The following is a 21,425-nucleotide window of genomic DNA, read 5'->3' on the forward strand; positions in this document are numbered from 1 at the left end:
AAGTGGTTGAGTGGACTGAAGATTGCGATCGCGAGTGTATTAGTTTTTTGGTCAAACAGCACATTGGCTCAAATGACTCCCGATGCGACTCTACCAAATAATTCCATTGTCACAGCAGACGGTAACACCATAAATATTACTGGCGGAACGATAGCAGGAACGAACTTATTTCACAGTTTCCAAGAGTTTTCTGTAAAGACAGGTAGCACAGCTTGGTTTAACAATACGGTTGACATACAAAACATTATTACCAGGGTAACAGGTGGGTCAATATCTGATATTGATGGATTGATTCGCGCCAACGGAACAGCGAATCTGTTTTTAATTAATCCTAATGGCATTGTGTTTGGTAGTAATGCTCGCTTAGATATAGGTGGTTCGTTGATTGGAAGTACTGCTAATAGTCTCAGATTTGCAGATGGGACGGAATTTAGAGCAAAGCCTGAAGGAGCAAACTCTTTGTTAACTGTAAGTGTTCCTGTAGGATTGCAATTCGGTTCCAACCCAGGGGCGATCGCAGTAAATGGAATTGGGCATGAGTTTAATTATCAAGAAGATATTATCAGTCTTATTAATTCCAATCAACCTGCTAAACGTCTGGAAACGAACCGTCCGGGATTGGAAGTGCGTGAGGGAAAAACTCTCGCCCTGATAGGTGGAAATGTGTCTGTTGAAGGCGCGATTTTAAAGTCACCCGCAGGACGTATTGAAATCGGTAGTGTTGGTAGCAATGGTAGTGTCAGTTTGAACCAAGCGACAGAAGGTTGGAAGGTGGGTTACGATCTCACGAGCACTTCTTTTGCAGATATTAATATTTCAAACAAAAGCTTTATCCAGACAACGGGAGTTGGGGGAGGGGAAATTGCGATCGCAGGTAAAAATATCAGTTTCACCTCTGAGAATATCGTCAGAGCGGATACAACTAGCAACAAAAGCGGGGTCGGCATTAGTATTGTTGGTGATTCAATAGGTATTAACAGGTCAAATATTGGTTCTTATACCTTTGGTTCGGGAAATAGCGGACAAATTCAACTTGATGCTAAAAGTATTCGGTTCGAGAACAACGGTGGAGTATTTACTGAGACTAAATCATTTGAAATAGGCGCAGGAAAAGCAGGCGATATTACTGTCCGATCTGATGCGTTTGTGATTGAAAATTTTGGTGGATTGGAAAGTCATAGCTCTGGTTCGGGTAATGGCGGACAGATAAATGTTAAAGCTAATTCTCTGCGACTTGAAAACAATGTTGATTTTGGTGCTGATGCTTTTGGTACGGGTAATACTGGAGACATAAAAATTGAAGTTGATAAACTGATAATCCGTTTCTCTGGAATTGGAACAACAGTTAAAAATGTAGGTAGTATTGGAAAAGTCAACATTACTGCCAATTCTGTCGAGCTTACAAAGTCAGGTATCAGTAGCAATACCGAATCAAATAGTCAGGGGAATGCTGGTGAAATTACTTTAAATGTTAACGAATCTATGACAGTTAAACAATCAGGTATAAGTGCTAATTCAGAGGGTCAGGGAAATGGAGGAAAGATTAACATTCATGCAAAGACAATACAAATAGAAGAATCGGGAATTGAGAGCAACACGACGAGCACGGATAAAGCAGGGGAAATTAATATTAATGTTACGGACTCTTTTACCTTCAATGGTGGAGGTATAACTACGAACACAAAAGGACCAAGTGACGGCGGTAGAATTAATATAAAAGCCAATTCTTTAAATATTCAAGGAGGAATTGATAGCAAGACGGAACAAGGTAGCACGGGAAACGCGGGAGAAATCGATATTCAGGTCACAGATAATATGGTACTCCGAGGCGGCAGTATAAATGCTGACTCGAATAGTTCGGGAAATGCAGGAAAAATTAGTATAACTGCAAAAGAATTACGAATAGAATCAGCACGAGTGAGTAGCAATACAACAAATACAGGTAAAGCTGGAGAAATTAGTTTTGATGTCAAAGGCTCTTTTGTACTTAATAAGGTAGGTGTAAGTGCAAACACTTCGAGTAGCGCGGATGCAGGAAAAATTAGTATAAGAGCAAATTCTTTGAAGATTGAAAATACAGGGATCGAGAGCATTGCGGAGAAAGATAGCACCGGGAAAGGTGGAGAAATCAATATTGAAACCGCTTCTATAGAATTTCAAAAAGCTGGTGTAAGTACCACCACACAGGGTCAGGGGAATGCAGGTACTATTAGCATTAGTAGTCAGAGCGATTTGACAATTGCAGGTGGAACTATCAGTAGCAGTACTTCGAGCGCAGGTAAGGCGGGCGAAATCAGTATAAGAGCAAAGGAATTACGAATAGAATCCGCAGAAGTTAGTAGCAATACAACGAGTACAGGTAAAGCCGGAGAAATTAGTTTTGATGTCGCAGGTTCTTTTGTACTTAATAAGGTGGATGTAAAAGCAAACACTTCGAGTGGCGGTGAGGCGGGGAAAATTAGTATAAGAGCAAATTCTTTGAAGATGGAAGAGGCAGGAATTTATAGCGTTGCGGAGAAAGATAGCACCGGGAAAGGTGGAGAAATCAATATTGAAACCGCTTCTATAGAATTTCAAAAAGCTGGTGTAAGTACCACCACACAGGGTCAGGGGAATGCAGGTACTATTAGCATTAGTAGTCCTCGCAATCTGATAATTACAGGTGGAACTATCAGTAGCGATACTGAAAGCACAGGTAACGCAGGCGAAATCAATTTAGATGTCAAGGGTTCTCTAGTGTTGCAAGATGCTTTAATATTTGCAAAGACGAGCAGCAATGGTCTTGGCGGTAACATTGTTGTTAATGCCAAAAATCTCGAGATGGCTCCTGGTGGACGAATTGAGACCACTACCTCTGGAACTGGCTCTGCGGGCGATATTACTGTGAAGGCGGCTGGCAATGTTGTCATCACTGGCAGCAGTAACTCCAAGAGTGGCTTATTTGCTCGGGTAGAAGGGTCACAGGCTGCTAGGGCTGGCGATATCCAAGTGGATGCTCGCTCGATTCGTCTTGACAAACAGGGAGTAGTTTCAACTGCAACTACCTCTGGTGAAGGTGGAAATATTACCCTAAATGTCAAAAATTATTTGCTATTGCGTAATAACAGCAGTATAACGGCTACGGCGGGGACTTTACAGCAACGTGGAAATGGCGGTAACATTAACATCAATGTGCCGAATGGCGTCATTGTTGCGATTCCTAATGAAGACAGCGATATTACTGCCAATGCTTCTGAAGGTAATGGAGGCAGAATAAATATTAAAGCCCTAAATATCTATGGTATTCAACGCCGCCAAGAGACTACGCCTTTGAGTGACATCACGACTAAATCTGAATTTGGCATCAGTGGTATAACGCAACTCGATACCCAAAACCTCAACTTAAACCAAGAATTAGTACCGTTGGAAGCTCAATTGGTGGATACTGCAAGTTTGATTGCCAATAGTTGCATTGCACGCGGTTCTCGCCCGCAAGAGGGGAGTTTTGTTATTACGGGTTCTGGTGGTTTACCTTCTCGTCCGGGAGATGCTTTGATGTCGCAGTATACTTTTGGCACTGTGCGTACTGTATCTAATACTGCTCCATCTGTTAACTTGACTCGTCGTCCTTGGCAGAAAGGCGATCCGATTGTGGAAGCACAGGGTGTCTACCGTTTACATTCGGGTGAAGTTGTTTTGAGCCGGGAGTGTGTTGATTGAATATATACTAAATGGAGTTCTTGCCCCTGAATAGCGAGGAGAGTGCGATGTCGGTGGTATCTGCACGTCTAAAGTGGTTGAGTGGACTGAAGATTGCGATCGCGAGTGTATTAGTTTTTTGGTCAAACAGCACATTGGCTCAAATTACGCCAGATGCGACTCTACCAAATAATTCCATTGTCATCCCAGACGGTAACACCATAAATATTACTGGCGGAACGATTGCAGGAACGAACCTATTTCACAGTTTTCAAGAGTTTTCTGTGAAGACAGGTAACACAGCTTGGTTTAACAATACAGTTGACATACAAAACATTATTACCAGGGTAACAGGTGGGTCAATATCTGATATTGATGGATTGATTCGAGCCAACGGAGCAGCAAATCTGTTTTTGATAAATCCTAACGGAATTGTGTTTGGTAGTAATGCTCGCCTAGATATAGGTGGTTCGTTTATTGGAAGTACTGCAAATAGTCTTAAATTTGCAGATGGGACGGAATTTAGGGCAAAGCCTGAAGGAGCGAACTCTTTGTTAACTGTAAGTGTTCCTGCTGGCTTGCAATTCGGTTCCAACCCAGGGGCGATCGCAGTGAAAGGAATTGGGCATGAGTTTAATTATCAGTCAGATTTTATCGACCGGGTTGTTAATGCTCAACCCGGTTTTTCTTTGGACAGTCAACGTCCGGGGTTGGAAGTTCGCGAAGGAAAAACTCTAGCGCTATTGTCGGGAAATATTTCTCTTGAAGGTGCTATTCTCAAAGCACCTGTAGGACGTGTTGAAATCGGTAGTGTTGGTAGCAATGGAAATGTAAGTCTTAACCAAGTAACAGAAGGTTGGAAGGTGGGTTACGATCGCGCTAACACTTCTTTTGCAGATATTAATATTTCTAACAAAAGCTTTATTGGGACAACTGGAGTTGGGGGAGGGGAAATTGCGATCGTAGGTAAAAACATTGATTTTACCTCTGAGACTCTTGTACAAGCAAATACGACTGGCAGTAGAAATGGGAGAGAAATTAGTCTTGTTGGGGATTCCATCGCGATTAACAAGTCAAGTATTTCCTCTTATACCTTTGGTTCGGGAGATAGTGGAACAATTCAGTTGGATGCTAAAAGCATAAAATTGAAGAATACTGGAGGTGCGGGAACTCAAACTCAATCGGTTGAAAGAGGAGCTGGAAAAGCTGGCGATATTATTGTTAAAGCTGATTCTATTTTTGTAGAGGAAAACAGTGGGCTTGGGAGTGATAGCTTCGGTGCGGGTAAGGGCGGACAGATAGATGTGAAAACGAATTCTCTGCTGTTCGAGGAGGGTTCTGGCTTTAGTGCCAATTCTTTTAGTACGGGTAATACCGGAGACATAAAAATTGAAGTTGATAAATTGATAGCCCATAATTCCGGAATTGGAACAACAGTTAGAGGCGTTGGTAATACTGGAAAAGTCAACATTACTGCCAATTCTATTGAAGTCACAGAAGCAGGTATCAACAGCAACACACAATCCAATAGTCAAGGAAACGCGGGTGAAATTACCTTGGATGTTAAAGAGTCTCTAACAATCAAGAACGCAGGTATAAGTGCTAATTCAGAGGGTCAGGGAAATGCAGGAAAGATTAACATTCATGCAAAGACATTACAAATAGAAGGAGCGGGCGTTAGCAGCAACACGACGAGCACGGGTAAAGCTGGAGAAATTGATATTAATGTTACAGACTCTTTTACTTTCAATGGTGGAGGTATCGCTACAAATACAAAAGGACCGAGTAACAGTGGGAGAATTAGTATAATAGCTAATTCTTTAGATATTCAAGGAGGAATTGATAGCAAAACTGAACAAGGTAGCACGGGTAACGCGGGAGAAATTAACATTAGAGCCAACAATAATATGATACTTCAAGGCGGTGGTATAAATGCTGACTCTCAAGGCACGGGAAACGCCGGAAAAATTAGTATAAGAGCAAAGGAATTACGAATAGAATCAGCAGGAATCAATAGCAATACAACAAATACAGGTAAAGCCGGAGAAATTAGTTTTGATATCGCAGGCTCTTTTGTACTTAATAAGGTGGATGTAAAAGCAAACACTTCGAGTGGCGGTGAGGCGGGGAAAATTAGTATAAGAGCAAATTCTTTGAAGATGGAAGAGGCAGGAATTTATAGCGTTGCGGAGAAAGATAGCACCGGGAAAGGTGGAGAAATCAATATTGAAACCGCTTCTATAGAATTTCAAAAAGCTGGTGTAAGTACCACCACACAGGGTCAGGGGAATGCAGGTACTATTAGCATTAGTAGTCAGAGCGATTTGACAATTGCAGGTGGAACTATCAGTAGCAGTACTTCGAGCGCAGGTAAGGCGGGCGAAATCAGTATAAGAGCAAAGGAATTACGAATAGAATCCGCAGAAGTTAGTAGCAATACAACGAGTACAGGTAAAGCCGGAGAAATTAGTTTTGATGTCGCAGGTTCTTTTGTACTTAATAAGGTGGATGTAAAAGCAAACACTTCGAGTGGCGGTGAGGCGGGGAAAATTAGTATAAGAGCAAATTCTTTGAAGATGGAAGAGGCAGGAATTTATAGCGTTGCGGAGAAAGATAGCACCGGGAAAGGTGGAGAAATCAATATTGAAACCGCTTCTATAGAATTTCAAAAAGCTGGTGTAAGTACCACCACACAGGGTCAGGGGAATGCAGGTACTATTAGCATTAGTAGTCCTCGCAATCTGATAATTACAGGTGGAACTATCAGTAGCGATACTGAAAGCACAGGTAACGCAGGCGAAATCAATTTAGATGTCAAGGGTTCTCTAGTGTTGCAAGATGCTTTAATATTTGCAAAGACGAGCAGCAATGGTCTTGGCGGTAACATTGTTGTTAATGCCAAAGATCTCGACCTGATTGGTGCAAGACTTGAGACAACTGCTTTTGGTATTGGATCTGCGGGTGACATTACTGTGAATGCAACTGGCAATGTTGTCATCTCTAATGGTGGTTCCGATAGCGGTTTATTTGCTCGGGTAGAAGGGTCACAGGCTGCTAGGGCTGGCGATATCCAAGTGGATGCTCGCTCGATTCGTCTTGACAAACAAGGAAGAATTTCAACTGAGACTACCTCTGGTGAGGGTGGAAATATTACCCTAAATATCAAAAATTATTTGCTATTGCGTAATAAAAGCAGTATAACGGCTACGGCGGGGACTTTACAGCGAGGTGGCAATGGCGGTAACATTAACATCAATGTGCTGAATGGCGTCATTGTTGCGATTCCTAATGAAGACAGCGATATTACCGCCAATGCTTCTGAAGGTAATGGAGGCAGAATAAATATTAAAGCCTTGAATATCTATGGTATTCAACGCCGCCAAGAGACTACGCCTTTAAGTGATATCACGACTAAATCTGAATTTGGCATCAGTGGTACAACGCAACTCGATACCCAAAACCTCAACTTAAACCAAGAATTAGTACCGTTGGAAGCTCAATTGGTGGATACTGCAAGTTTGATTGCCAATAGTTGCATTGCACGCGGTTCTCGCCCGCAAGAGGGGAGTTTTGTTATTACGGGTTCTGGTGGTTTACCTTCTCGTCCGGGAGATGCTTTGATGTCGCAGTATACTTTTGGCACTGTGCGTACTGTATCTAATACTGCTCCATCCGTTAACTTGACTCGTCGTCCTTGGCAGAAAGGCGACCCGATTGTGGAAGCACAGGGTGTCTATCGTTTACCTTCTGGTCAGTTTGTTTTGAGCCGGGAATGTTCTGATTAAAGACTTTTAAAAGAGGTTTGAGCCAATTCTCGATCTGACCTTTACGACCTCTTAAAGACCAGGTTAATTCACACAAAGTTTCACGAGGAGTAACAGATTCTCGTTTAAAATGACCTCTCAAATTTCTCGCTAAGTTTATAGCTTGCTTTGTTCCTTTATTTTCTGTATTTGAACCAATCCCGCACCCATTATCTTTAATGCTGAGAGTATACCAGCCTTCGTTTTCTTTGCCAGTGGCTTGGATGCGTTTGGCTCCTACTGCGTGTTTGCCAACATTGCATAGGGCTTCTTCTAAAAATTGGCAGAGTTCTCGTTTCTGTTCGATATTTAAATATTTTTCTTCAATAGGGTCAAAGGCGCGGGTTTTCAATTTAAGATTTTGAAAATGGGTGAGATCTCGTTTTAGCGTACTGGTGTAAACTTCATAGAAGAGTTCGTGAATGGGAAGTTTTAAATCGAGTTTTAAGCCACTTCCTAAAAGAAGGCTTTCTTCTTGATTGAGGGCTTCTGATTTCAAGTGTTCGCCTATGGCTCGAATTTCTTGGTCGAGATTTTCTAATTGACCGTGTAATTTATCCTGGGGAAAATCTTGCTCTTGAACGCATCTTAAAGCATTAGCAAGTGTTTGCAGAGGTCCGTTGTGAATGAGAGTAAATGCATGGTCGATAGTGCGTTGGCGTTCGTTGAGTTGGGACTGCATGGCGCGATCGCGTTGATAAAACGCAAAAGCACTCAAACCCACACCGTTGATACTTAAAATTAACAAATTGGGGGTGACAGGAACCCACCAACCGGATAGAAGAAGCAAATAACTCCCTCCAATTAGGGAAAGACTCGTCACGCCAACAGCAAATAAGTTCATAAGTACCGATTGAGTTAACCGTCCAATGACAATGGGAATAAAACCCCAAACCGCAATCCACAGATATTCCCACTTATCCGACCAAACTGTTAACAACGGTCGTCCATTGAGAACTGCACTGATAATTTGGGAACAAGCATGAGCGTGAAATTTGACACCATAAATATGACCATCCGGTTTTAAACCAGCAACGGCTTCAGTATTGATGTAGTCTGGAACGCTGGGAGCCATTATACCTATTAAAACAATGCGATCGCGCAACCATTCTGGCTGAAATTTATTAGTTTTAATATCATTAAGATATAAAACTCGAAATGGTTCTTTTCCACTCCGCCACTTGAGTAATGTTTGAACTCCACCTGCATCTATTCCTACATATCCGCCAGCATTTGGCAAAATGCGAGGAATTTCAACTGAAGCAAATCGCATAGTGTCGGGGTCGCGAACCCCATTTCTTAAAGGAATCCCTTCCCTCAATAAATAAGTTTCCGCTAAACGCAAAGGGAGGGAAAACTTGTAGTTTTGACTATTTGGTGATGGTGTACCGATAAGAATCCGTCGGGAATTGCCATCTTTATCTGATAGAGCATCTGCGAAACCAACTTGGTTGTCAGGTACATCTGGAGGAGGTGCATATTGAGGTGGTAAAACTTTTTCAATAGCAATTACATTTTTACTCTGTTTAAATACATCAACCAGTTCTTTATGACCGGGTTCAACAGGTACGTTTCTAACAATATCTAAACCAATAACTCTAGGTTTATAACTTTGTACTTTCTTAATGAGTACTGCAATTTCTTTATCTGGAATAGGATAAGTTTTTACACTTTGAATATCATCTTCAGTTATGCCAATAATGGTGATTCTATCATCCATAGGTTCAGCAGAACGCAGACGTAGAAGGCTATCGAGAGCCATCCACTCTAAAGGCTGAAGTAACCCATATAACCGAGCAATAACGATAATTGTTAAGACTGCAAACCCTGGTAACGCTCCTATACGCCAAATAACAAGTTCTTTTTTAATTTTTCTCCAAATCTTCGTTCCAGAATCCCCAGTCATGAATTATTATCTCCTTATTAATCAATTAGTCCTTCCTCTCTAGCACGGATTGTCGTTTGAATTCGCATATTTTTGCCTTCTTGTTTGCAATCTTCAGGATAAACACCTAAAACGTCTTGGATTTTAGTCCAATAGGAACGGACGGTTCGTTCGTGTATGTGCATGCGATCGGCAATAGCTTTATCTTGCAATCCTTCTTCAAATGCTAGCTTTAAAACTTCCAGCCACTCTGGCTTAAATTCCAATGCTGTTTTGATATCTTTTGTATGGGTGATACCTTGTAGCGCCAAGTTAACCCTATTTAAAATTTCCTTTTCCGAAAGCCCTTTATTGGCGATGACAAAGCCCCCTTCATGGTCGTCAATTTCACGTTTAATACGCACTAATGCCTTAATATAACTGCTTTGCACGACAAGATTGAGCGTAGGACACTTCTTCATTAAGGTCTTGAGCAGTTGAATACCCGTGTCAATTTGAGCGATCGCTCCAGACTTCTCGGGAATGGACAGGTCTATGACAACGAGGTCAAGCTGACAGCCTGCTAGTACATCAAGGGCGTCTTGTGCTGTTTCCGCTTTGAGAATTTCCGCGTCTGGATACTCCTGTTTGAGTATATTTAGGCTTCCACCCAGGATTAATTGGTGGTCGTCTACGACGAGAATCCTTTGTTTTCCTTGGTTTGGTAAATTTTGACTCATTATGAATTCCTTAAAACTTACTTTTACCACAGTCCTGTCCTACAAAAATAGTGTTATTGAACATGGTGTAAGGTGCTAAGAGCGATTCGGCTTTAGTCGTTATTGAGTTATTTTTGATACATAAGGCAGCGTTATAAACGTATCTGTTAGTGTACTCATTTATTGTATTAGAGGTAAATTTAGAAACGCATACAGAAAAGTGTATTCTTTACGCCTAGATTTGGTATTTAACACAGCACAAATGATAAGTGCATAATTCAAACGATGTTTTTATCTTATTACTTAAGCTTAATAGTTTAGTAAATAATACTAACTCTATGTGAAGTTGCACATTATTGCCCTCACTCTGGAAGAGTGGGCTATACAAACAAAGCCTGCCTCCGCAGGCTAATTGTATGCATCTTCATAGAAAATTGGTATAAGGACATAAAAATGCTGAAACTCATTACTGAACTAACAGTATCCAATTTTACTTTATTAAGAAACTTGCATTCCGTGGCTTAAGAAGAGTTTTGTAAACTATTGTAAATAGTCTAATTTTTTTAGATAAAGCTCTAATTTCCCAGCGATAAGTTTTTAGAGAAGCACACTACTACATGAAGAGAACAACTTAAATCAATACCAGTCGCCACCGAATAAGTATCGGGTGAGTACTCGAATGCTTATTAAACCCAATTGCAAAGTATTTTTCCAACTAAATAAAGTATCAGTACTTGAAATTTAAGGAGAATATCTATTTTGAAAAGAAGATATCAAGTCATTTATGTAATTACTTCATACTCCTTGGCTCAAAATAACTTTGCTCAAAACAATTTAAAAGCTTCGGAGTTATTTTTGAAAATTGTTTTTTTCACAGTTGTAATGTGGCTTTGTTTGTTTATCAGTACATTATGTCTTTTATCCCAATAAGTGGTTTTTGTCAAATATAAGCTGATTGTAGATACAAAAAACCTACTAAATTTGAAATAGGAGAAAGCAATGAAAATTTCTTCATCTAACAATTCTCAAAATGTTAACAATCAACCTTCATCTCAATCTCAAAATAACCAGAATGGGATTAGTCTTCCAAAAAGTCTACCTGGAGCAGATGTACTTAAAGTTTTTTTTGATTGGTTAGAAAAGAGAGATTTAGGTGTTGTTGGTAAAGTATTTACTCCTATTTTAGCGTTAACCTGGTTACTAACTGTGGAAATTCCGGCTCATCACCAACAAGCTCGCTCTGATGCTTGGAAGCTTGTTAGCTCGTCTTCAGAACAGTCTGGTGATGGTGGGAGAACTGCTGCTCTAGAAAACTTAAATGGATGGAGCCAGAGGCGACAAAAATGGGATATTCTTGGGGCTGACTTAATTTTTGGCCAAAAAATTAAGCTAGAAGCTGTGAAAGTTAATAATGCTAATCTCAGCCAAATTCAACTGGACGAAGCAGTTTTAAACAATGCTATTTTCCAAGATTCTCAATTTTGGAATGCTAGCCTTGAAAAAGCCGATTTGAATAATGTGAATTTTCAGAGAGCTATACTTTCTTATGCTAATTTAAATAAGGCTAATCTGCGAAGTGCTAACCTAAGTGGGGCTAATTTAAGTTGTTTGAAAGAGGCTAGTCAACTACAAAAGAAACAAAACAACAAACAATCATGTACCGATTTAAGCAATGCAGATTTGACAGGAGCTAAGTTGGTTGGTACTAATTTGGTAGGTGTCAACTTGAGCGGGGCTAAGCTAGAAGGCGCTAACTTAACTCGCAGTGTCTACACGGAAACAACTCAGTTTCCAAATGGTTATCTTCCAAAAGGTGCTTATCTCATCAAACCTGGTGCTGACCTTCGCGGTCAAGATTTAACAGATGTTAATTTAAGGGGTATCGATCTGACAGAAGTTCAACTGGATGGTGCTAATTTAAGTGGTGCTGACTTGAGGAATACAACATACAAGGAAGAGCAATTAGTTCGTAGCATTTATACGGAAACAACTAAGTTTGCAGATGGTAATGCTCCAAAAGGCGCGTATCTCATTAAATCTGGTGTTAACTTGAGTGGTAAAGATCTACGCGGGGTCAACTTAAATAATGCCAACCTAGTTGGTGTTAATCTAACGGGTGCTAATTTAGTAGGGGCTACGCTGACTAATGCTAACCTAACAAATGCTCAATTAAAAGATGCAAATCTAGATAATGCTAACTTGGAGAATGCCAATTTAGGAAATGTTAAAAATCTATGCAGTGTAAAAATGCTAGATAAAAAAATAGCACAATTGTATTGTGAAAATGAAAGCTAACTTAAGCAAGAGTGATTGTAAATCTAAAATTGGTGTATTTTGGTATGCAAGTTAGACTTTTTTTAGATAGGAATTAAACCCGCAACCTGACGAAAGCTATCCTCAATGGTCAAGGAATTTAACCTTGTATGAAAAGCAAGCGATCGCAACCAATAATATCAAATCCGGTAGTATCTGAATGATTAAAAAACCACAGAGGACGCAGAGGACGCAGAGGGAGAGAACAGAGGAATAATTCCGATACAGACGGATTTGATATAACTTATGACAGTATTGAGCGTTACATGGCAAGAATATTAAAGTCTAGTTCAAATAGTGCTTTTGTGTCTCATGAATGGTTATTGTAAAAAACTTTAATTGTAGTGAAAATATGATGAATACACAAGATAACCACAATACAAAAAATTCAGTAGTAAAAATGACAATTTTATGCGGGAGCGCTATTAGCTTTCTGCTCGTTGGGCTTGGTCATCTGGGAATTTTAGCACAAATGTGTGATTTTATAGGTTTTTCGTGTCCTGGTAAAAATATCGCTTTACCACCAAATTACAATCCTCCAGAATGGGTAGGGACGAAAATAGAACACATAGAGAGCAGAGCATTACCTCCTAATAAGACTCCAACAACTATAGTTGAGATTGATAAAACTGGAGGTGACAATCTTAGCTTCAAAAACGTCGATCAGGATCTCTCAAAAATAGGTAGAGGTCAGAAAAATAACTCTCAGGATTTCAAAGTTCATCTCAGGAGAGCTAAAGAAACTCAAACTCCTGTTTGTTTAGAAGTTTATGGAGAGCGAAACCGCATAAAAAGTGAATTCAAAAACATTATTCAAATCAATAAATTTCCGAATGCGGAACAATATAAAAGTCTCAGTCCAGACCAGCGTGATGAGGAATGTAAAAAACACAAAGATTCGCCTCTCTCTACTATTATGGATTCAAAACCGTAGCATATTCAATAGATCGATAAACGCTTTTTCGGCTTGCGCCTTGCGATACGGTTTGAAACAACAGTAAATCAATGGTTTTAACTCTTCAGCGTTACACTCGTTTACAACGTGTCTCAATTTATGCGTATCCCGGCTGAATCCTACTTTTTCGCGTTGCTCCCTATGTCACAAGGTGAGCGACATATGGTACGAATAGTGCTGCGCTGGATGCTACTCATACTTCTTAGAGTACATTGCCAAAAAATACTTAAGGATAATATTTACTTCCCTTTGCTTGGAATCTGATACATTTATAAAATTTCACCGTATACTGACTTATCGCCTGAGAATTACTGACTTGTGACTGACTTTTATTGTGTTACTGGTACAATCCATACAGTCGTCATAAGATGCCCCATGCCCAGATCACTTAGAGTGCAACAGAATTATCTTGACAAAGCCAAACTTGCACTAATACGTAACGGCTTTCCTAGCCAACGCTCTTTAGCTGAAGATGCAGGATTCGCTCTAGCTACAGTCAGCAACTTTCTGACTGGTAAGCCTGTTGATTATGTGATTTTTGAAGAACTCTGTCGGAAATTGGCACTTGACTGGAGAGAAATTGCAAATCTGGATTTTGAGGTTTCATCCCAGAGTATAGATAAAAATCCTAAAATTTCTGAGTTGAGTGATGCAAACCAGGATACCTCGCCCCTCTATCCCAATGGCTCAGTTCCTCTGGCTTCCCCTTTTTACCTAGAACGCGCTCCTCTTGAAGAGCAAGTTTATCAAGAAATAAGAAAACCAGGAGCCTTAGTACGGATTAAAGCACCCAGAGAGATGGGCAAAACTTCTCTGTTAATGAGAATTCTTGACTCTGCTAAACGCCAGGGCTACCGCACTGTCAGCTTGAACCTGGAGCAAGTCGATCGGGTTATTTTGAGTAATTTGAATCAATTTTTGCGTTGGCTGTGTGCCAACATTGCACGTCAGCTTCAGCTAGAAGCGAAGCTAGATGAATATTGGGATGAGGATCTAGGGAGCAAAATTAGCTGTACTTCCTACTTTGAAGAGTATCTACTAACATCAATTGAGACTCCCCTCGTTTTAGCGTTAGATGAGGTGAATCAAATTTTTGAGCATCCTCAAGTGGCAAAAGATTTTTTACCTCTGTTGCGATCGTGGTACGAAGAAGCCAAAACATTACTGGTTTGGCAAAAGCTCCGCTTGATTGTGGTTCACTCAACGGAGATTTACGTTCCCCTTCAACTTAACCAGTCCCCTTTTAATGTAGGGCTGCCGATTCAGTTAAATGCTTTTAGTCAGGAGGAGGTGCAGCAGTTAGCTCAACGCTACGAACTTGACTGGTCAGATGGTGATGAAGCTAGGCAACTGATGGATCTGATCGGAGGGCATCCCTCACTAGTACACACTGCTATCTATCATCTTAGTCAAAGGGAAATAACTCTGGAGCATCTGCTGGAAACTGCCCCAACTGCCACCGGAATTTATTCTCATCACCTGCAACGCCATTTGGTAATACTGCAAGAACGGCCGGAATTAGCCAAATCCCTTAATTGTGTCATGTGTACCACTGAGCCAGTAGCATTAGAGGCTATCGTGGCTTACAAGTTAAGCAGTATGGGGCTGATTAAGCAGTTAGGAAATAAAGTAGTACCAAGCTGTGAGTTGTATCGGCAGTTTTACGTGACAACCTTAATGGATACTATTAGCGAATGTAATACATTTTTGTCTAATTAAGTATTATGTACACTCAAACCTTCAATTTGTGCTTGCGTCTTTGAATTGTCATACTTTTGTATGCGGACAGAAAGTATTGTTCAAGGGCTTCAACCAACGCTTTTTCCCTTAAAAATATTACAAAAAATTAAGATTTACTGAGTTTTTAAAAAATTAAATAGGAGTCTTATAAAGAATAATAACTATGCTAGATAAACCACATTTCAACCCCTGTTATTCTGTTATAACTATAGAACCCGAACAAATATTTTTATTATCAGAGAGGGAGACAATTTGGCTAAGCGATCGCCTTTCTTGTAGTTTAGCTGCTTTAATCGATAGCGATCTCAGTATTGATGAAATTATTGACACCATTCAACAGTCGCTACTGCAAGATCCAAAATCTTTTGAGGAAGCTGCTACCTTTTTCCAAGAAGTTCTCAATGTAAGCATTAAAGCCCAATATGCTTTGTACCAAATGGAACAAAAGGGTTATCTTGTCAAACCAGATCGCTCTTTGCCATCGCATTTAAAGATTTTTTGTCATCATCTCAATATCACTCCCACCATAGCCCATCAACGATTGCGCTCAACTAGAGTAGCAGTAAAAGCATTAGGTTTGGTTGCTGCTGGGGACTTCATTGCTATGCTTGAATCTCTACAAATTCAAGTAACAGATGTTGGTGACTTGACAGTAGTTTTAACTGATGACTATCTCTCTCCTGAGTTAGATGAGTTCAATCAACAAGCCTTAAAGTCCCAATCTCCTTGGATGTTAGTTAAACCATTGGGAACAATAGTCTGGCTCGGCCCTTTATTAGATCCTAAAAAAACTGGGTGTTGGGAATGTTTAGCCAAGCGTTTGCGAGATAATAGACCAATTGAAGGCCTAATTCAGAAACAGAAGCACATTTCTCCTTCTTTAACACCTCCTTTAGGATTTTTGACATCTACTGTACAAATTGCATTAGGAATGGCAGCCACAGAGGTGTTTAAATGGATTGTGCAAGGTGGAAATAAAGAATTAGAAAGCAATTTAATCACTTACGATACGATCGCACTGCAAACTCAAAATCATAGCTTGGTTAAGCGTCCTCAATGTTCTAGCTGTGGAGAGATGCTAAATGGGTTAACCAACAACCCCCTACCTCTTATTTTAGAAAACCGCCAAAAAACCTTTACTATCGATGGAGGACACCGTATTTGTTCGCCACAAGAAACTCTTAGGAAATATCAACATCATATTAGCCCTATTACGGGCGTTGTGCGAGAACTAAATAAAATTCCTGGGAATGAATTAACTCATAATTACATTGCTAAACATCATTTTCACACTATCTTTGACGATTTCAACGGCTTGCGCCAAAATTTAGGGGGAAGAAGTGCAGGGAAAGGCAGGAGTGATTCTCAAGCTAGAGCTAGCGGTTTCTGCGAAGCGATCGAGCGTTATTCTGGAGTGTTTCAAGGGTATGAAATTAGAGAAAAAGGCAGTTACCAACAAATGGGGAATAAAGCGATTCACCCCAATGCTTGCATGAACTTTAGTCAAAAGCAATACCAAAATAGAGAGCAGTGGAATAGTTCATATCAAGGCTGGTTTCAAAAGGTTCCAGAACCGTTTGATGAGGAAAGAGAAATTGACTGGACTCCTGTTTGGTCTTTAACCAACGAGGAATTTAAGTATCTGCCAACGGCTTACTGCTATTATGGCTATCAACCGGACTATAAACCCGACTGTTGGGCTGATTCCAATGGGTGTGCGGCAGGTAATACTATCGAAGAAGCTATTCTGCAAGGATTTATGGAGTTAGTAGAGCGTGATGCTGTCGCTTTATGGTGGTATAACTCCCTGCAAAAGCCGCAAGTGGATTTAGATAGTTTCAATGAGCCTTATTTTCAAAGCCTGAAGCAATATTATCAAACTATTAATCGGGAACTTTGGGTTTTAGATATTACCAGCGATCTTAATATTCCTGTGTTTGCTGCTATTAGCCGTAGAAGTGATGACCCCAAGGGGGTCGCGCGGAGCGAACGCTCTGTAGAAGATATTGTTTTGGGTTATGGCGCTCATTTCGATGCCAAAATTGCTATTAGTCGAGCCTTAACTGAAGTTAACCAAATTTTACCCAATGTTTTATTAACCCAAGCCGATGGCAATACCCAATATCCTCCATCAGCCGATCCCTTAGCTATTGACTGGTGGACAACTGCGACTTTGAAAAATCAATCTTATCTAATTCTTGATGATAGAGTTGCTGCTAAAGTCGCTGTAGATTATCCTCAAATCGCCAGTGACAATCTTTTAGAAGATATTAAGCTGTGTCAACAAATCGTTGAGAAAAACGGTATGGAAATGCTGGTTTTAGATCAGACTCGTCCTGATATTGAACTGAGGGTAGCTAAGGTAATTGTGCCGGGGATGAGGCACTGGTGGAGCCGGTTAGGTGCAGGGAGATTGTATGAGGTTCCGGTCAAAATGGGTTGGTTGAAAGAACCCTTAACAGAGGAGGAACTTAATCCTTTCCCGATGTGGATGTAAAAATTAAACTAAACTTATCTTACATCAGAAATTCATACGTCTGGCAGAAACGAGATAGTGATTAAAAACACTTGAGGTTGTACTCGATACAGAGGAAGACCAACGACCGTAGTTTGCTTCTGCCTCTCCTAGAACTACAATCTTTGGTTGCCTTGGCTGCCATCCATATTGCAAAATGAATTGCTCAGGATTGGAGACACCAAAAAGCCAAGGACATCCCAGCTTTCTGAGCTTAGAGAGAAATGGTTGTGCATAGGGAGAGTTTAAAAGCTCTGCTTCAACGAAGTCCATTCCAAGCCAGCTACCTGGACAGGCAAGACTTTGTAGTGTCTCAAGCACAGTCGCCACAGTAGCGGGTTTTAGGTAAAACATCAGTCCCTCAAACAGAAATGCTGCGGGTTTATGTCGGTCAAAGCCATTGTTGGTAAGAGCAGTTGCCCAATCCTGTTCCAAGTCTGTTACTACGACCTTTCGTACACACTTTGCTCTAGCATTTAAATTTAGAAGGATAGGCTCCTTGTATTGAAATATTTCTTGACGATCTACTTCAAATAGTTGAACGTCATCCATCCAGGGCAAGCGGAAAGCACGAGCATCCATTCCGGCTGCTACCAGAACAACCTGCTTGAGAGATAATTCATGGACAGCCATCAACAAAGCATCATCAAAAAAACGAGTCCGAATAGAAATACCAGGATGTGGAGCATTAGCTGACAAACCAGGGGAAAATGCCCTCAAATCTGAGAACAGTGCAAACCCTTTGTCACCGGCGAAAGACCGAGCGTATGTATCTACAAATAGCCCTTGTCGATACTCAGTTTCATAGGCTCGTGCTGCTGCGACATATAGCGATGTAACGCCGACAGGACTCAACATAAATAATTGACAAAATTAGTTCATCATGGTAATTTTGTAGCAATAAAAGGCAATTTACTGTTTATTGCTCATTATTTTAACTATATGATTAGACAAAATAAATATTTATTTTCTCTAACTAACAGTTAAAAGCCTGATTTTTTCACAATTGCCTAGTCATTTATTAACCCTCTCCTAAGAAATCGCAAGGTTGCCTAGCAACTATAAGAGAATATCGCCTTAAACAGCTTTAAAGAAACATTTCTGTTTCTTTATATAGATTTTGAATGCGATCGCTTTTCTTGAACGCTCTTTTCGTGCTGGGGTGTCAAATTTGAAAATGCACCCAATTAAAGAGCGTCACTAGTTATGTTTTCCCGTGAGATGAGTAATTTTAGGATTTTTCATCGCATCAACAATTTAGTGAATTTATGAAAATAGGAGATTGAAATGGAATCCCAAGATTGGAGAGAATCTGAAGATTTTTTCAAGCGTTTTTTATTACAGGGTAAGATAATTTCTAAACTGATTACATTTTGGTGGAGATATAGTGATGCTAATGATACTACAGACGATCCTAAAAAGGAAGCAGCAGATATTCTAGAGAAATGTTTCTTTCCAGGTTTTACTGATGTAGATGCTTTGGATGTAGATGCTTTGATCGCTCCTCCGCCTCCGACATTACTTGGTCTATTTTCAGCCGAGCCCAGACAATATCTTGAAGCTGTTAAGAATGGTCATCCTCGTGATTCATATGATTTATATGATGAAGACATTCTGGGACAACATGTGAAGACGCTTATTACAGTATTTAAAGATGTTATTGAAAGCAAAGAAAACTATCTTTCTCCTATATTCTCTCCTACTGAACTGAACAAAGAAAACAAAAGTCATTTTTCATATTACGAATTTAAAATTGATACTAGCGGTACAAAATTTGGCCGACTTACTGACCCTGAAATAGTTGTAGGGGATGGCAATTCACTTTTGAAATATATATACACTATTCCAATTCCTCCACGCCATCTAAGTCCAGAGAATCCAAAACATAGGGATACATATGATAAGTGGATCGAAGATAAATCGAAGCCATATCCTCCTAGTCCACATATACCCTTTACCACTTAATAAAGGCATTAGAAGCCAATAATTCTAAGTTAGAAGAATTATGGTTTTTCGTTACTTGTTATGCTAAAAACGTCTATAAATTAGCTCATATCCCTTACTAAGCAATAAATATAGCTTTTAACCTTGAAGTATGAGCTTTTGTGATAAAATTTAGGATATAGTTTCCTGAAAGCGTTAGTTTTAAAGGAAAATTGCTAATTTTAGTTTGAAGTTTAGCATAACATTTACGGAAGAGCCAAAATTATTATTCAGCGTTATTAAGTTAAATATTGATAGACCCACAGCTAAGAACTGCTTGTGGGTTTTTATATAGACATTGCCACTGAAAAACATAGAGATAGATGATATCAATAGGTAAAAATTATGATTATTAAAGATTCCCAAAAAATGTTACCAAGTCAAATTAAATTTGAAGGGGAAATGGGAAATATGATACTGGAAATTCCTCCCCATAATATCCCTTTACATCCCAAAAGTATAGAAAAACTTTTTGCTACCATCAAATCTGGGGAGCAAGCGGTAGCTTTCAGACCTTTCATCCCAATTGCATCTGACTTAGGTTTATGTCCACACTATCCTACGTTAGCCTATTTGTATCCTCAAAAGTTAAATCATAACGACGAAGATATTGAGAAGCAGTTATTACAAAAATCTGGCAAGATAACGCAGAATACCCTTGATGCTTTCAATCAATTTACCCTAATTTCCCAAATCGATATTGAGGAGCAGCTACATTACTTTGGTGATTTCTATGGAATAGCGGCAAAGCCATCCTATATTAGAGTTGCCGTGAGCAATACCTGCAATCTCAAATGCGTTATGTGTCCTTATCACAGCACTTCGCTGAAATTAACTCATACAACAGACTTCTTTAAGAGCAACAAAGAAATGTCTTGGGAAATGATGGAGCGTCTCGCCAGAGATTGTGGAGAAGCAAAAATCATGATTATTCTTGGGAACATCGAAGAACCAATGCTACACCCCAACCTTATCAAATTTGTCGAACTTTGTCGGCAAAAAGGGGTTCCTGGGGTTCATCTAACGACTAATGGTCAACTCCTCAATGAAAATCGAGCTAGGTCGTTATTGAAAGCTGGCTTAACCAGTATTGATATTAGCATTGATGCCGCAGATCCAGATACCTATCTCAAGATTCGGGGTGCTGACCTTAAGCGAGTTGAAACAAATGTTTTTAATTTTTTGAAGCTGCGGGATGAACTAGATGTTCCCTGTTATGTAAGAACATCTTTTGTGAGAAATCAGAATGTTACATTAGATGAAGAAGAAAGATTCCGAGAACGTTGGCTTGCAAAAGCTGATGGTGTATTTATCAATAACGTAGCACAATATAAAGAAAATAATACACGCCTTGATAAAACTAACGAAACTGTGCAAGCTTCACTAAAACACTATCTTAAAGAAGCTCAGGGACGTTGGCCATGCCTGTTTCCCTTTACTGAAATGGCTGTTTTGCCTGATGGCAGAATTTATTACTGTGTTGAAACCTTATTTAGATTGGGCTTCGATCGGACTCTTGAAAGTTTAGGAGATTATAATCAACAAACATTACAAGAGATTTGGCATGGGGAGTTATTCAAGCAGCTTAGACGAGATTTGCTCCTCAATCAGTTAGAATATAGATCGGCCTGTAAAAGTTGCAAACTATGGATGGCACAGGTTTTGTCTAGAGAGTCTAAAAATGGGCTTGAGGTTATGACAAGCACCGTAACCGAGATTTATCACTCTGGTTTTAGGCAACAGAGAACCGAAAACGGGGAACAGAAATCTTCAAATTAAGTGCAATATCTAAGATCGATCGATCTATACTTCATAACTTTGAGAAACGCTATACCATACAATCAAAAAGAGAGAG

11 protein-coding genes are annotated in these 21,425 nt (G+C 39.9%); 8 read left to right on the plus strand and 3 right to left on the minus strand.

The window, feature by feature from the left end:
- Positions 1-72 precede the first annotated feature (72 nt).
- The gene (locus AB0756_RS37710) at positions 73-3,699 is read left to right on the plus strand and encodes a two-partner secretion domain-containing protein (RefSeq protein ID WP_408104046.1); all 3,627 of its coding nucleotides are present in this window, start codon (positions 73-75) and stop codon (positions 3,697-3,699) included.
- Between the two features lie 47 nt (positions 3,700-3,746).
- Positions 3,747-7,463, plus strand: a complete 3,717-nt coding sequence (locus AB0756_RS37715) for a two-partner secretion domain-containing protein (RefSeq protein ID WP_408019942.1) — start codon at positions 3,747-3,749, stop codon at positions 7,461-7,463.
- Here AB0756_RS37715 and AB0756_RS37720 read toward each other — a convergent pair.
- A complete protein-coding gene (locus AB0756_RS37720) occupies positions 7,354-9,387 on the minus strand; it encodes a sensor histidine kinase (protein WP_050045382.1) in 2,034 nt (677 codons plus the stop codon). The genes AB0756_RS37715 and AB0756_RS37720 overlap by 110 nt on opposite strands.
- 17 nt (positions 9,388-9,404) lie before the next feature.
- Positions 9,405-10,085 (minus strand): response regulator transcription factor, encoded by a 681-nt coding sequence (locus AB0756_RS37725; protein WP_038091277.1) that lies wholly within the window; start codon positions 10,083-10,085, stop codon positions 9,405-9,407.
- 978 nt (positions 10,086-11,063) lie between these two features.
- On the opposite strand from AB0756_RS37725, the gene AB0756_RS37730 reads away from it, so the two are divergent.
- The 4 genes from AB0756_RS37730 to AB0756_RS37745 all read left to right on the plus strand — a co-directional run bounded on the left by AB0756_RS37730 (position 11,064) and on the right by AB0756_RS37745 (position 17,569).
- Positions 11,064-12,359, plus strand: a complete 1,296-nt coding sequence (locus AB0756_RS37730) for a pentapeptide repeat-containing protein (protein WP_050045383.1) — start codon at positions 11,064-11,066, stop codon at positions 12,357-12,359.
- A gap of 334 nt (positions 12,360-12,693) precedes the next feature.
- Complete coding sequence (locus AB0756_RS37735) at positions 12,694-13,311, plus strand: hypothetical protein (protein ID WP_038091069.1); 618 nt, start codon at positions 12,694-12,696, stop codon at positions 13,309-13,311.
- 396 nt (positions 13,312-13,707) lie between these two features.
- Complete coding sequence (locus AB0756_RS37740) at positions 13,708-15,051, plus strand: AAA-like domain-containing protein (protein ID WP_038091073.1); 1,344 nt, start codon at positions 13,708-13,710, stop codon at positions 15,049-15,051.
- 184 nt (positions 15,052-15,235) lie between these two features.
- Positions 15,236-17,569 (plus strand): TOMM precursor leader peptide-binding protein, encoded by a 2,334-nt coding sequence (locus tag AB0756_RS37745; protein ID WP_038091075.1) that lies wholly within the window; start codon positions 15,236-15,238, stop codon positions 17,567-17,569.
- Between the two features lie 24 nt (positions 17,570-17,593).
- Here the strand turns inward: AB0756_RS37745 and AB0756_RS37750 are convergent, their stop codons facing one another.
- Positions 17,594-18,445: an SAM-dependent methyltransferase gene (locus AB0756_RS37750; protein ID WP_050045385.1), complete on the minus strand. Its 852-nt coding sequence runs from the start codon at positions 18,443-18,445 to the stop codon at positions 17,594-17,596.
- A 429-nt stretch (positions 18,446-18,874) separates the two neighbouring features.
- Between AB0756_RS37750 and AB0756_RS37755 the strand changes: the two genes are divergently transcribed.
- Together AB0756_RS37755 and AB0756_RS37760 are read left to right on the plus strand one after the other, a co-directional pair.
- Positions 18,875-19,552, plus strand: coding sequence for a hypothetical protein (locus AB0756_RS37755; protein ID WP_038091079.1), 678 nt, complete (start codon positions 18,875-18,877; stop codon positions 19,550-19,552).
- A 363-nt stretch (positions 19,553-19,915) separates the two neighbouring features.
- A complete protein-coding gene (locus AB0756_RS37760; RefSeq protein ID WP_038091081.1) occupies positions 19,916-21,349 on the plus strand; it encodes a radical SAM/SPASM domain-containing protein in 1,434 nt (477 codons plus the stop codon).
- Positions 21,350-21,425 lie beyond the last annotated feature (76 nt).

Source organism: Tolypothrix campylonemoides VB511288_2, assembly GCF_045999855.1.
Classification (GTDB): domain Bacteria; phylum Cyanobacteriota; class Cyanobacteriia; order Cyanobacteriales; family Nostocaceae; genus Scytonema; species Scytonema bouteillei_A.